A 13,846-nucleotide genomic window follows, 5' to 3' on the forward strand; every position below is an offset into this window, starting at 1 on the left:
GTCCGGCCAATGGCTATGCGTATTAGCCTTGAGCCAACGCGTTAGCATTTCTGTTCAGTTACGCCACATATCCCCGACGCTGCACCATCAGCATGCAGACGGCTGCAGCCCCGCTCGCGCCAGCGGCAGCAGGCCGGCTTGCCGCTCGCTCCTTTGCCATCCGGTATTCACATTTACGGTAATTCTCAAAAGATGCCTTCACTTTATTAACCACTTTTTAACAATGGCGCATTGCGCTATGCTCACCCTCTTGTCTGTACCAATATCTACGCCACTGGGTTGCCGTTATGCCGGAAAATCGCCGCTGTTTTACTCTGGACGCTCTGTTATGAGCGTTTTTTCACGCGTCGGCGCGCTGCCGCTGCTGGTGGCAGGCGCATTTTTTATGGAGAACCTCGACGGTACGGTGATTGTCACCGCGCTGCCGCAGATGGCGGCCGCGTTCGGCGTGCAGCCGGTGGATATGAATATCGGCGTTGTTGCCTACATCCTGACGCTGACGGTATTTATCCCCGCCAGCGGCTGGATCGCCAACCGCTTTGGCGCACGCCGCGTGTTCTCGGCGGCGATTGTCATCTTCACGCTGGCCTCGGTGCTGTGCGCGCTGAGCGCGGATCTGGTCACCTTTACCGCCGCCCGTATTCTGCAGGGCTTCGGCGGTGCGCTGATGGTGCCGGTGGGTCGGCTGGCGGTGCTGCGCAACACCGATAAAAGCGGTTTGATTAAAGCCATCGCCACCATTACCTGGCCCGGGCTGGTGGCGCCGATCCTCGGGCCGCCGGTCGGCGGCTTCATCACCACCTATGCCTCATGGCACTGGATTTTTATTCTCAACCTGCCGCTGGGGCTGCTGGCGCTGCCGCTGGCCTGGCGGCTGATCCCGGATGAGGCGCAGCAGGAGCGCGCACCGTTTGACGGCATCGGCTTTGTGCTGACCGGCGTTGCCTGCTTCGGCCTGATGTTCGGTCTGGATCTGATCAACCATCCGCAGCTCTCCTGGCTGGTGCCGCTGTTGTGCATCGCCGCCAGCCTGGCGGTCGGCGCGCTGGCGGTGCGCCACGCCAAACGGCATGCCGCTCCGCTGATCAACCTGTGGGCGATGCGGGTCAAAAGTTACGCGGTCACTATCTGGGGCGGCACGCTGTTCCGGCTGGCCATCGGCGCGGTGCCCTTTCTGCTGCCGCTGCTGTTCCAGATCGGTTTCGGCCTGAGCGCCTTTGAAGCCGGGCTGCTGGTGCTGGCGGTGTTTGCCGGCAACCTGGCGATGAAGCCCTTTACCTCCGCCATTCTGTACCGCTTTAATTTCCGCACCACGCTGATGGTCAACGGCCTGCTCAACGCCGCCGCTATCTTCGGCTGCGCGCTGCTGACGCCGGAGACGCCAATCTGGCTGATTATCGCCCTGCTGTTCGTCAGCGGCCTGACGCGCTCCATGCAGTTCACCGCGCTCAATACGTTGGCATTTTCCGAAGTGCCGCAAAGTAAAATGAACGACGCCAATACGCTGTTCAACGTGGCGCAGCAGATGGGCGGCGGGCTGGGTATCGCGGTGGGCGCGCTGGTTCTGCGGCTGGCGGAGATCTGGTTCCCGCCGGCGGGCGATGCAATCCCGCTGGCCAACTTCCAGCTGGCGTTTGTAGTGATCGGCGGTATTGCGCTGCTGTCGGTGGTTGACAGCTTCGGCCTGCCTGCCGAAGCCGGCAATGAAATCCGCCGGCAAACGCCGCCTATCTCAGCGCCGGAGAGCGGAAAACGCGGTTAACCGCACGCTTTGTGCCCTTTTATCCGCCGGTGGGTAAAAATGGCTCGCATCGGCTGACAATCCACGTAATATCGACGATCCGCCCGGCGTCAGCCCGGCGGATTTTTTGCCATTCGGGCCTGAAAAGCGAGGTAAGAATAATGATTCACAGTGACCTTTCTCAGTGCCGCGTAAACAGCGAACGGCTGTTGCTGACCCCTTTTAGCGCAGCCGACGCCGATGAGGTTTACCAGGCGATTACACCGACCCTGACCCGCTTTATGAGTTTTGAGCCGGAACCCTCCGCCGAGGCGTTTGCCGAGGTATGGCAGGGCTGGCTGCCGCTGATGCGTGAAGGGGAAGAGATCTTTTTTGTCGTCCGCCGACGCGAAGACAAACAGTTTGTCGGTATGGGCGGCGTGCACAATCTGCGCTCGCCGACGCCGGAGCTGGGGCTGTGGGTAAAAGAGGACCAGCAGCATCAGGGCTACGGCCGCGAACTGCTGCAGGCGATTGCCCGCTGGGCCGGCGAACGCTATCGGCCGCACTACTTTATCTATCCGGTTGCGGAGCAGAACCTTCCCAGCCGCCGGCTGGCCGAGTCGCTGGACGGTGAATTCAACGGCCGTCGGGATAACATCAAATTCGACTGCCTGGTCTACCATATCCCGCCGTTCAGCGAATAATCTGCGCTGATTTCGCCACCCGGCAGCACGCTACGGCAAATCTGCGCCGCACCGCCATCTTCCTTTGCCGCCGTGGCGCGGAATATGCTAATCATAGATGCAGACATGGGTAAAAACAGTTGAGGAACAGAGGGATGATTATTTTTGTTACCGGCGCCACCGCCGGTTTTGGCGAGGCTATTGCACGTAAGTTTGTTCAGCAGGGCCATCAGGTGATTGCCACCGGTCGTCGCATCGACCGTCTGGATAGCCTGAAGGATGAGCTGGGCGACGCCCTGCATACCGTGCAACTCGATGTGCGCAACCGCGCCGCCATTCATCAGGCCATCGCCGCCCTGCCGGCGCAGTGGCGTCAGGTGGACGTGCTGGTGAATAACGCCGGGCTGGCGCTGGGACTGGAGCCGGCGCACAAGGCCAACGCCGATGACTGGGAAACCATGATCGACACCAACGCCAAAGGGCTGGTCAATATGACCCGTGAACTGCTGCCGGCCATGGTGGAACGCAACGTCGGCCATGTGATCAATATCGGCTCTGTCGCCGCCAACTGGCCGTATGCCGGCGGCAACGTTTACGGCGCCACCAAGGCGTTCGTCAAGCAGTTCAGCCTCGGCCTGCGCGCCGACCTGCAGGGCACCCGCCTGCGCGTGACCGATATTGAGCCAGGCCTGGTGGGCGGCACCGAGTTTTCCAACGTGCGCTTTAAAGGCGACGACGACAAGGTGGACCGCACCTATCAGGGCGCCAACGCCCTGACGCCGCAGGATATCGCCGAATCGGTGTATTGGGTGGCGACGTTGCCGTCGCACGTGAATATCAATACGCTGGAAATCATGCCGGTCAGCCAGTCCTTCGCCGGACTGAGCGTCCACCGCGACGCCTGACCCTCACGCGGCAGACGCTGTCTGCCGCCGTTTCTCAGGCTGCACGCCAGCCGGCCACGATAATCAGCATCCCCGCCAGCGCCACCCCGGCACCCAGCCAGTCGAACGCCGTCAGTTTTATCCCATCCACCACCCGCAGCCACAGCAGCGCGGTCGCCACGTATACGCCGCCGTAGGCCGCATAGACCCGGCCGCTGGCCGCCGGATGCAGCGTCAGCAGCCAGACAAACGCCATCAGACTCAGCGTCGCCGGCAGCAACAGCCAGGCGCTCGCCCCCTTTTTCAGCCACAAATACGGCAGGAAGCAGCCGACGATCTCCGCCAGGGCGGTGGCGAAAAAGAGCAAGGTGGTTTTTAGCATGATGTGCCTGAGCTCTCTAAAAGGTAAACGAAAAGCGCGCCTGGCTGGTCTCCGGCAAGTGCGCAGTGTTATTATTAACCAAACGCTCATCGAGCGCGTGTCAGGTGCCGGATCGCCGCAGCCGCGGCGCGTCCGGCGTCGCAACACTAACTCATAAGGATAACAAGATGAAATCACTTTTCTCCCAACGACTGCTGCGCAGGATGCTGCCGGTCGCGGCATTGGCGCTGTCTGGCGCCTGGCAACTGCCGGCGCTGGCCGCCAGCTGCACCCAGGGCAGTACCTGCGTTACCGTTGACGGCAACGGCGGCACCGCCATGTCCAATGAAAACGCGCGCCAGAGCAAAGAGCAGTGGAACGACACCCGTAACCTGCGCCACAAGGTCAATACCCGCGTGGAGAAAGACTTCGATAAGCTGGACAGAGCGGCGGATGATGAAGATCGCTGTAACGACAGCCTGAACGTCAACGCCTATTGGGAGCCGTCAACGCTGAAATGTCTTGACCGCACCACCGGCCGTCGGATTAATCCTTAAACCGCCTGCAGCCGCTGCGTAGGCGTTAATTTTCACATCGGCAACTGCTATCCTGATAAAGGAAATTCATTCTCAACCAAGGACAGAATGATGAAAAAAGCGCTGATACTGAGTGCACTGTTATTGGCCACGGCGCCGCTGGCGGCCTTTGCCTCATGCGAAAGCGTGAAGGCGGAAATTTCGCAAAAAATTATCGCCAACGGCGTACCGGAATCCGGCTTCAAACTGGATATCGTGCCGAACGATCAGGCCGAACAGGCCGGCGGCCAGGTTGTCGGCCATTGCGAAAACGACACACAGAAAATTGTCTACACCCGTCTCGCCAACGGCGATGACGGCAGCGATGCAGCGGCCACCGGCACCAGCCAGGATGCCAACGCACCGCAATAACCGTTCACGGGCGCAGCACGCTGCGCCCGCTTTCTTTCAGACCCGCTCCGCCTCGCCCTCTTCGCTCTGCGGCCGCTGATGCGCCGGCACCAGCAGCGCGGCGCCCAACGCGCACAGCGACACCAGCGCCGAAACCAGAAATACCCAGTGCAATGACAGCGCAACCTGATGACTCAACGCCCCCAGCGTTTCCGCATCCAGCGCCGCACGCCGCGCCGGATCCATCAGCTGCTGTACCGGATCAGCGGTCTGCGGCAAACGCAGCTGCAGGTTGATATTCAGCGTCGCGCCGAGAATCGCGGTGCCGATCGCCGAGCCCATCATGCGGGTAAACACCGTACAGGCGGTGGCGATGCCGCGGATGCTGTGATGCGCGGCGTTTTGCACCGACACCAGAAAAGTGGTGTTGCACAACCCCATGCCGGCGCCGACCATAAAGGCCGCCACCCGCCCCCACAGCAGACCGCCGTCCGGCTGTAACAGCAGTAAAATCGCCCCGCCGGCGACCAGCAGCCCGGCCCCCAGCAGCGCCGTGGTGCGGTAAGAGGTCAGCAGCATCAACCGGCCGCTGAAGGTGCTGGCCAGCGGCCAGCCTATCGACATCAGGGCCAGCGTGGTGCCGGCCTGCAGCGGCGTACCGCCCATCGCGCCCTGAATAAAGGTGGGCAGAAATGCGCTGATGCCCATCATCGCCGCGCCGATCGCCAGGCCGCCGACGTTGCCGGCGACGATCACCCGGCTGCGCCACAGCGCCAGCGGGAACAGCGGCTCCGGCGCGCGGCGCTCCTGACGAATCAGCAGCCACAGCGACAGCGCCGCCAGCAGCAGCATCGGCACGATCCCTATCCCCAGCGTATCCGCCTGCAGCAGCGCCAGCAGCAGACTGGCGACGAACAGCGTCATCCAGGCGGTGCCCGCCCAGTCCAGCGCGTGGTTGCGCACCCGCTCGCCGGACGGCAGGTAGCGCCCCAGCAGCGCCATCGCCAGCAGGCCGATCGGCAGATTGACCCAGAACACCAGCGCCCACGGCAGATGTTCGACGATAAACGCCCCCAGCAGCGGGCCGATAATGGCGGAAAACCCCCACACGCTGGACAGATAGCCCATCACTTTCGGCCGTTCGTCCGGTCCGTAGACGTCACCGATAATGGTGGTGGCGATCGGCATCACCGCCCCGGCGCCCAGCCCTTGCAGCAGACGGAAACCAATCAGCCAGTACATATTCGGCGAGAAGCCGCACAGGATAGACCCCAGCAAAAACAGCGCAGCGCCGAAGAAAAAGACCCGCTTGCGACCATAGAGATCCGCCAGCCGGCCATAAATCGGAATGGTAATCGCCTGGGTGAGCAAATAGACCGCAAACACCCAGCCAAGCAGCGAAAAGCCGCCCAAATCGGCGATGATGGTCGGCATGGCGGTCGCCACAATGGTGGCTTCAATGGCCGACATAAACATCGCCAGCATACAGGCGATCAGAATCAGCGGCCGGTGCGCCACCCTGGTGGCAAAAAGGTCATTAGTCATTATTTAACCAGTAAATCCGCAAGTGTGAGGCAATAAGAATCAAGTATATCAGCGCAGCTCGACAAGCCGCCGGCTCGCTGTCCGCTCTGCGATCTCGGTAGTTTAAAAAGGCATCAATTGAACATTTTGTGACAGCGTAACGAAAAGTCGGGTAATTTTTTTCATTACCGCCTACGGCTAGCTACCATGCGGGCTAAGGTAAAAAAATTGTTAAATTCAATCGCCTGATTTCGCTGGCAAAACTTGTCAAGCAAAACAACAGGATGTTATACCTTGATTCAGCCGGACGCAGCACGATCCGGCAGCTTTCGTAATCGTTAAAATCATTATTAACAATTGATTTTAAAGCCTTATTGGGACAGCACTCTGCGTAATGCATGGACGAGGCCGCCTTCTGCCCAATAACACCATTTTTAATGCGATACGCCCGTTTGGCCCCCACCGGCAACTGTGGGTCGCCATCGCGCGTCACTGCGCCCTATAACCGGCGTTACGCACTACGGAGGACGCACCACATGACTACCTCAGCGCACCAACGGCGCTTTGTTCTCGGCGGCCTGCTGCTGCTGGCCGTGATCGCTCTGCTGATCTACGGCATCGGCTGGGAGACGATAAAAGCGCGGCAGGTCGACCTGATTTATCTCGGCGAGCAGCATATGTTCCTGGTGTTCTGCTCCATGCTGCTGGCGCTGCTGGTCGGCATTCCCAGCGGTATCCTGCTCAGCCGCCCCTTCGCCCGTCGCTGGGCCGAATACGTCATGCAAATCTTCAACGTCGGCAACACTCTGCCGCCGCTGGCGGTGCTGGCACTGGCGATGGTGATCGTCGGTATCGGTGACAAGCCGGCGGTGGTGGCGCTGTTTCTGGCGTCGCTGCTGCCCATCGTACGCAACACCTATTCCGGGCTGATTTCCGTACCGGCGCCGCTGCTGGAAGCGGCCAACGGCATCGGCATGACCGCCGCCCAGCGCCTGCGCCAGGTCGAACTGCCCAACGCGCTGCCGGTGATTATGGCCGGCGTGCGCATTGCGATGGCGATTAACGTCGGCACCGCGCCGCTGGCCTTCCTGATCGGCGCCAGCAGCTACGGCGAACTGATCTTCCCGGGCATCTATCTCAACGATTTCCCGACCCTGATTCTGGGCGCCGCCGCCACCGCGCTGATTGCGCTGCTGCTCGATCTGGCACTGGCCGGGCTGGGCCGCTGGCTCAGCCCGCACACCGCATCCTGAGGAGAACACCATGACCCCTTGGCTGAAACAAGGTAAAGCGGCGCTGCTCAGCGCGCTGCTGCTGTTTACCAGCGTCAGTTGGGCCGCTCCGCTGACGCTGGCCAGCAAGAACTTTACCGAACAGCGTATTTTGTCGGAAATCACGGTGCAGTATCTGCGCACGCAGGGATTCCAGGTGGAGCCGAAAACCAACCTGGCCACGGTGATCACCCGCAATGCGATGATCAATAAGCAGATCGATATGACCTGGGAATACACCGGCACCTCGCTGATTATCTTTAACCATATTAAGCAGCGCATGACGCCGCAGCAAACCTACGACACGGTGAAAAAACTCGACGCCAAACTCGGCCTGGTGTGGCTGCAGCCGGCGGATATGAACAACACCTACGCCTTCGCCATGCAGCGCAAACGCGCCGAAAAGGAAAATATCCGCACCATGTCGCAACTGGTGGCCAAAATCGAGCAGGTGCGCCGGGACGACCCCGATAATAACTGGCTGCTCGGACTGGACCTGGAGTTTGCCGGGCGTTCCGACGGCCTGAAGCCGCTGCAGAAGCTGTACAACATGCCGCTCGATCGCCCGCAGATTCGTCAGATGGATCCGGGTCTGGTGTATAACGCCATCCGCGACGGCTTTGTCGACGCCGGCCTGATCTACACCACCGACGGCCGGGTGCAGGGCTTCGACCTGCAGGTGCTGGACGATGATAAAGGCTACTTCCCCAGCTATGCGGTCACGCCGGTGGTGCGCGCCGACGTGCTGAAAAACACGCCGGGGCTGGAAAAGGCGCTCAATACCCTGTCGAAGCAGCTGACCAACCCGGTGATCACCCGCCTGAACGCCAAAGTCGATATCGATTATCAGACGCCGCAGCAGGTCGCCCGCGACTTCCTGAAGCAACAGGGCCTGATTTAAGGAGAGATGATGCAAACCTTAATCTATGCATGGCAGAACTGGGGCTACATCGCCGGTCTGACGCTGGAACATATGATGCTGGTCGGGCTGGCCGTCGGCCTGGCCATTTTGATCGGCGTCCCGCTCGGCGTGCTGATCGTGCGCCATAAATGGCTGGCGACGCCCATTCTCAGCCTGGCCACCATCGTGCTGACCATTCCGTCCATTGCGCTGTTCGGCCTGATGATTCCGCTGTTTTCGCTGATCGGTCACGGCATCGGCTACCTGCCGGCGGTCACCGCGGTGTTCCTCTACTCGCTGCTGCCGATCGTGCGCAATACCCACACCGCGCTGGACAATCTGCCCGGCGGCCTGCGTGAAGCCGGCCAGGGTATCGGCATGACCTTCTGGCAGCGGCTGCGCTGGGTCGAAATTCCGGTGGCGCTGCCGGTAATTTTCGGCGGCATCCGCACCGCCGTGGTGATGAATATCGGCGTGATGGCGATTGCCGCCGTCATCGGCGCCGGCGGCCTCGGCCTGCTGCTGCTTAACGGCATCAGCGGCAGCGACATCCGCCAACTGATTACCGGCGCCGTCATGATCAGCCTGCTGGCGATCGTGCTTGACTGGCTGCTGCACCGCTTACAAATTGCCCTCACGCCCAAGGGGATCCGCTAATGATTAAATTAGAAAACCTGACCAAACAGTTCGTACAGAAGAACGGCAAAGCGTTCAACGCCGTCGATAATGTTAATCTGGAAGTGCCCGCCGGCGAAATCTGCGTATTGCTCGGCCCGTCCGGCTGCGGCAAAACCACCACGCTGAAAATGATTAACCACCTGATTATGCCGACCAGCGGCAAAATCCTGATTAACGGTGAGGATACCGCCGGCCTGGACACCGTCACCCTGCGGCGCAATATCGGCTACGTGATCCAGCAAATCGGCCTGTTCCCCAATATGACCATTGAGGAGAACATCACCGTGGTGCCGCGCATGCTGGGCTGGGACAAACAGCGCTGCCGCGAGCGCGCCGAAGAGCTGATGAGCATGGTGGCGCTGGATCCGAAGCGTTTTCTCAGCCGCTATCCGAAAGAGATGTCCGGCGGCCAACAGCAGCGTATCGGCGTGATCCGCGCGCTGGCCGCCGATCCGCCGGTGCTGCTGATGGATGAACCGTTCGGCGCCGTCGACCCGATTAACCGCGAGACTATCCAGAATGAGTTTCTCGATATGCAGCGCCAGCTGAAGAAAACCGTGATGCTGGTCAGCCACGATATTGATGAGGCGCTTAAACTGGGCGACCGCATCGCCGTGTTCCGTCAGGGCAAAATCGTGCAGAACGCCAGCGCGGACGAGCTGCTGGCGCGCCCGGCCAATGAGTTCGTCGCCTCATTTGTCGGCCAGGACCGTACGCTGAAGCGCCTGCTGCTGGTGCAGGCCGGCGACGTCACCGACCAGCAGCCCACCGTCACGGTGCGTAAATCCACCTCGCTGGCCGACGCCTTCGCCCTGATGGATGACAACGATGCGCGTTCGGTGACGGTGGTGGACGATGACGGTAAGCCGCTGGGCTACGTCAAACGCCGTGAGGCGCGCGGCGCACAGGGCGTCTGCGCCGACGCCATTCACCACTTCCGCGTGCACGGCAAAGCCGAGGAAAACCTGCGCGTGGTGCTGTCGAAGCTGTATGAGCACAACACCTCATGGATGCCGATCGTCGATGAAGACGGCCGCTACAGCGGGGAGATTTCGCAAGATTATATCGCTGATTATCTTAGCTCCGGGCGTACCCGCAGGGCCTTGAATCCTCAGTAAATTCTGAAATTTGGCGGCCCCGGCCGCCGTTTCTCTGAACCATAGCCAAAACCTATTCCAGCGATAGCCCATAACTCTATAATTGCTTGATATCAATCAAGTATCATCCGCGCCCGTCCTCCGACAATCCATACTGCCGTTTTTTTCGCCATCCCGTTGGATGGCGCGGCAATCACTGTAAGCAAACTCAATGGAGCGAGAGCAAGATGAAAAAAATTATTTTGGGGTGTGCGATCCTGGCGATCGCGGGGTATCTGGGCATCGTCGGTTATATCTATCATTACGATCAGCAGCGCCAGCCCGCGACTGCCGATAATGACATCAACGCTATTTTCACCAAGCATGGCTGTGATTACTGCCATACCCAATCCGCCGAACTGCCCTTCTACGCCAGCCTGCCGGTGGCCAAGCAGCTGATGCAGTACGATATCAAAACCGGTTCGCAACATTTCGACCTGAACCCGACCCTGAAGGCACTGAGCCAGGACGGCGCGGTGCCGGAAGTGGATCTGGCGAAAATGGAAGCGGTGCTGCAAAGCGGTGAAATGCCACCGATGCGCTATAAAGCGGTGCACTGGTCCGGCGAACTGGGTGACGCCGACCGGCAGACCCTGCTGAACTGGATCCGCACCCAGCGTGAACGCTTCTATACCCGTCCGGGTACGCCGGAAGCGCTGCGCGGTCAGGCGCTGCAGCCGCTGCCTGACTCGCTGCCGACCGACGCACAAAAAGTGGCGCTGGGCTTCCGCCTGTTCCACGATCCGCGTCTGTCTGCCGATAACAGCATCTCCTGCGCCCATTGCCACCAACTGGGCGCCGGCGGCGTGGACGGTCGCGTCACTTCACTGGGGGTCAACGACCAGCACGGGCCGATCAACGCGCCGACGGTGTTTAACGCCGCGCTGAACTTTTCACAGTTCTGGGACGGCCGCGCCGCGGATCTGCAGCAGCAGGCCGGCGGACCGCCGCTCAACCCGGTTGAAATGGCCTCCACCTCCTGGGATCAGATTATCGGCAAGCTGGACCAGGACGCGCGACTGAAGGCGGATTTCCAGCGCGTTTACGCCGACGGTTTCTCCGGCGATAACATTACCGACGCCATCGCCGAGTTTGAAAAAACCCTGCTGACGCCGGACAGCCCGTTCGATCGCTATCTGAAAGGCGACGAAAGCGCGCTGACCGCCCAGCAAAAGCGCGGCTATCAGCTGTTCCGCGACAACAAATGCGGCACCTGCCATACCGGCGAAAACCTCGGCGGCCAGTCGTATGAAGTGATGGGGCTGAAAGCCGACTACTTCGCCGACCGCGGCAATCTGACCGAGGCCGACAACGGGCGTTACAATGTCACCAAAAATGAAGCCGACCGTCACCGCTTCAAGACGCCGACCCTGCGCAACGTCGCACTGACCGCCCCGTATTTCCACGACGGCAGCGTCACCAGCCTGCACCAGGCGGTGAAGGATATGCTGAAGTATCAGGTCGGCGTCACGCTGCCTGACAGCGACGTCGACGACCTGGTCGCGCTGCTGGATGGCATGACCGGCAAATACCAACCCTCCTCCCCGCCGGCGAACTAAGCCAGAATGTCGTCTCACCAGCGGATCTGCAAAGATTCGCTGGTTTTCCCACCGCCAGACAAGCACAATGCCTTCCTGCCTCATTCATTTTATTCACTATTTTATTTTGACGGACGCATGAAAAGACGGATTCATCTGCGCCACTATCGCGCCCTGCTGCGCCGCCTGTTCATTGCGGTCTTCCTCGGTATTGCCGCCGCGCTGGTGGTCTGGCTGTTTCACCGCGCCATGCTGGGGCTGGAGTGGCTGCTGCTCGACCATGAAGACGGCAGCCTGGTGGCCGCCGCTGCCTCGCTGCCCGCCTGGCGACGCGTGCTGACGCCGGCGCTGGGCGGACTGGCGGCCGGCTTTCTGCTGTGGATCTATCAGCGCTATCAGCATCAGCAGCCCAACGCGCCGACCGACTATATGGAAGCGATTGAAACCGGCGACGGCCGGCTGGACGTCAAGGCCAGTCTGGTGAAGTGTCTGGCGTCGTTGCTGGTGGTCTCCAGCGGCAGCGCCATTGGCCGCGAAGGCGCGATGATCCTGCTGGCGGCGCTGATTGCCTCGGTGTTTGCCCAGCGTTTTACCCGTGAAAGCGAATGGAAACTGTGGGTGGCCTGCGGCGCCGCCGCCGGGATGGCCAGCGCCTACCACGCCCCGCTGGCGGGCAGCCTGTTTATTGCGGAAATTCTGTTTGGCACGCTGATGCTGGCGTCGCTGGGGCCGGTGGTGATCGCCGCCGTCAGCGCCCTGCTGGTGACCAATCTGCTGAGCGGCGGCCAGGCGCCGCTGTATAACGTCGAACCGCTGCCGGCTCCGTTGCCGCTGCAATATCTGCTGATGGCGCTGCTCGGCGTGCTGGCCGGCATCTGCGGGCCGCTGTTTCTGTCGGCGATGTCCGCCACCGGACACGCTTTCCGCTCATTACGCCTGCCGCCGCCATTGCAGCTGGCGCTGGGCGGGCTGATCGTCGGGCTGCTGTCGCTGCTGTTTCCTGAAGTGTGGGGGAACGGTTATAGCGTGGTGCAGGCGCTGCTTAGCGCACCGCCGGGCGTGCTGTTGGTCGGCGCGATTCTGATCTGCAAACTACTGGCGGTGCTGGCCAGCAGCGGCTCCGGCGCACCCGGCGGCGTATTTACGCCAACGCTGTTCGTCGGTGCGGCGCTCGGTTCGCTGGTCGGCCAGCTGTGCGCCCTGTGGCCGGAATTGGGCAGCGCGATCCCGCTGCTGATGGCGCTGACCGGCATGGCAACCCTGCTGGCGGCCACCACCCATGCGCCGATTATGGCGGCGCTGATGGTGTTCGAGATGACCGGCGAATACACCCTGCTGCCCGGCATCCTGCTCTCCTGCGTGATCGCCACCACTATCTCCCGCGGGTTACGTCCGGTATCGGTCTACCACAACGCTTAGCCATTCAGCAGCGCGCTGATGTCCAGATAATGGGCCAGTTCGCGCTGCTCCGCGCGTGGCAGGTAAGGAATTTCCCCCAGCAGCGGCGCCGCAATCCGCTGCTGTAGGGCATCGATGGTTTCCGCATAGTGCGCCAGCCCCGGGTTGATACGGTTGGCAACCCAGCCCAGCAGCGGCAGGCCGGCATGGGCGATCGCCTGCGCGGTCAACAGCGCATGGCTGACGCAGCCTTCTTTAATCCCCACCACCAACACCACCGGCAGCTGTTCCTGCGCCACCCAATCGGCATACGGGCGCAGATCGCTCATCAGCACCTGCCAACCGCCGCTGCCCTCAACCACCACCACCTCGGCCTTTTCCGCTATCTGTTTCAGGCCGCAGCTCATCAGCTCGTAGTTGACGCCATCGCTGGCGTGGGCATGAAAAACTTCATCCAGACAGGTGATCGGATTGATCTCCTCATAGCTCAGCGGCACGCAGGAAGAGGCCTGCAGCACCAAAGCGTCTTTATTGCGAATACCTTCGCTGGTTTCCTGACAGCCCGCCGCAATAGGCTTATAGCCTACGGCGCTACGCCCCTGTGCGGCGAAAGCCTGCAGTAAAGCGCGGGAAATCACCGTTTTACCCACAGAGGTGTCCGTACCTGTAACAAATAAACGCTTTAACATGAATAAAATGCCCCGGGATGCTCCGTTAACCAAAAAAAATGCCATCACTTCGGCGGAAGGTAGAACGGAGAAATTCTAGGGGATACAAAATGCGGGCGGATTGAGGTAGCTCAATATTTTGTCGTTAAATAATA

General features: G+C 60.9%; 14 protein-coding genes. 11 read left to right on the plus strand and 3 right to left on the minus strand.

What is annotated here, in order from left to right; all coding sequences use genetic code 11:
* The first annotated feature begins 328 nt into the window (after window positions 1-328).
* The 3 genes from TAN611_RS12315 (at window position 329) to ydfG (ending at window position 3,311) form a co-directional block, all read left to right on the plus strand.
* Window positions 329-1,762 carry an MFS transporter gene (locus TAN611_RS12315; protein ID WP_111737025.1) on the plus strand — a complete coding sequence of 478 codons (1,434 nt, stop codon included), beginning with the start codon at window positions 329-331 and terminating at the stop codon, window positions 1,760-1,762.
* A 140-nt stretch (window positions 1,763-1,902) separates the two neighbouring features.
* Window positions 1,903-2,427 (plus strand): GNAT family N-acetyltransferase, encoded by a 525-nt coding sequence (locus tag TAN611_RS12320; RefSeq protein ID WP_105231257.1) that lies wholly within the window; start codon window positions 1,903-1,905, stop codon window positions 2,425-2,427.
* A gap of 134 nt (window positions 2,428-2,561) precedes the next feature.
* Complete coding sequence (gene ydfG / locus TAN611_RS12325; RefSeq protein WP_105231258.1) at window positions 2,562-3,311, plus strand: bifunctional NADP-dependent 3-hydroxy acid dehydrogenase/3-hydroxypropionate dehydrogenase YdfG; 750 nt, start codon at window positions 2,562-2,564, stop codon at window positions 3,309-3,311.
* A gap of 34 nt (window positions 3,312-3,345) precedes the next feature.
* Here the strand turns inward: ydfG and TAN611_RS12330 are convergent, their stop codons facing one another.
* Window positions 3,346-3,672, minus strand: a complete 327-nt coding sequence (locus TAN611_RS12330) for a YnfA family protein (protein WP_197949584.1) — start codon at window positions 3,670-3,672, stop codon at window positions 3,346-3,348.
* 167 nt (window positions 3,673-3,839) lie between these two features.
* On the opposite strand from TAN611_RS12330, the gene TAN611_RS12335 reads away from it, so the two are divergent.
* A complete protein-coding gene (locus TAN611_RS12335) occupies window positions 3,840-4,208 on the plus strand; it encodes a DUF1283 family protein (RefSeq protein ID WP_105231260.1) in 369 nt (122 codons plus the stop codon).
* A 90-nt stretch (window positions 4,209-4,298) separates the two neighbouring features.
* The gene (locus TAN611_RS12340; protein WP_105233362.1) at window positions 4,299-4,598 is read left to right on the plus strand and encodes a DUF1161 domain-containing protein; all 300 of its coding nucleotides are present in this window, start codon (window positions 4,299-4,301) and stop codon (window positions 4,596-4,598) included.
* A gap of 36 nt (window positions 4,599-4,634) precedes the next feature.
* Here TAN611_RS12340 and TAN611_RS12345 read toward each other — a convergent pair whose 3' ends face one another.
* Window positions 4,635-6,122, minus strand: coding sequence for an MDR family MFS transporter (locus TAN611_RS12345; protein WP_105231261.1), 1,488 nt, complete (start codon window positions 6,120-6,122; stop codon window positions 4,635-4,637).
* Between the two features lie 515 nt (window positions 6,123-6,637).
* Between TAN611_RS12345 and TAN611_RS12350 the strand changes: the two genes are divergently transcribed.
* The 6 genes from TAN611_RS12350 (at window position 6,638) to clcB (ending at window position 13,044) form a co-directional block, all read left to right on the plus strand.
* On the plus strand, window positions 6,638-7,354 hold the full coding sequence (locus tag TAN611_RS12350; RefSeq protein ID WP_105231262.1) for an ABC transporter permease: 717 nt from the start codon (window positions 6,638-6,640) through the stop codon (window positions 7,352-7,354).
* Window positions 7,355-7,364: 10 nt separating this feature from the next.
* The gene (locus TAN611_RS12355) at window positions 7,365-8,273 is read left to right on the plus strand and encodes a glycine betaine ABC transporter substrate-binding protein (RefSeq protein WP_105231263.1); all 909 of its coding nucleotides are present in this window, start codon (window positions 7,365-7,367) and stop codon (window positions 8,271-8,273) included.
* Between the two features lie 9 nt (window positions 8,274-8,282).
* Window positions 8,283-8,930 (plus strand): osmoprotectant ABC transporter permease OsmW, encoded by a 648-nt coding sequence (osmW, locus tag TAN611_RS12360; protein ID WP_105231264.1) that lies wholly within the window; start codon window positions 8,283-8,285, stop codon window positions 8,928-8,930.
* Window positions 8,930-10,069, plus strand: coding sequence for an osmoprotectant ABC transporter ATP-binding protein OsmV (gene osmV, locus TAN611_RS12365; RefSeq protein WP_197949586.1), 1,140 nt, complete (start codon window positions 8,930-8,932; stop codon window positions 10,067-10,069). Before osmW ends, osmV begins: the two co-directional genes overlap by 1 nt.
* Before the next feature lie 206 nt (window positions 10,070-10,275).
* Entirely contained in the window at window positions 10,276-11,646 is a 1,371-nt protein-coding gene (locus TAN611_RS12370) for a cytochrome c peroxidase (RefSeq protein WP_111737022.1), read from the plus strand.
* A 117-nt stretch (window positions 11,647-11,763) separates the two neighbouring features.
* On the plus strand, window positions 11,764-13,044 hold the full coding sequence (gene clcB, locus TAN611_RS12375; RefSeq protein ID WP_111738052.1) for a voltage-gated ClC-type chloride channel ClcB: 1,281 nt from the start codon (window positions 11,764-11,766) through the stop codon (window positions 13,042-13,044).
* On the opposite strand, the gene bioD is transcribed toward clcB, so the two are convergent.
* A complete protein-coding gene (bioD, locus tag TAN611_RS12380) occupies window positions 13,041-13,712 on the minus strand; it encodes a dethiobiotin synthase (protein WP_203066515.1) in 672 nt (223 codons plus the stop codon). The two genes, clcB and bioD, sit on opposite strands and share 4 nt — an antisense overlap.
* Window positions 13,713-13,846 lie beyond the last annotated feature (134 nt).

The sequence above is a fragment of the Serratia sp. Tan611 genome (genome assembly GCF_905188235.1).
GTDB classification, from domain to species: Bacteria; Pseudomonadota; Gammaproteobacteria; order Enterobacterales; family Enterobacteriaceae; genus Serratia_B; species Serratia_B rhizosphaerae.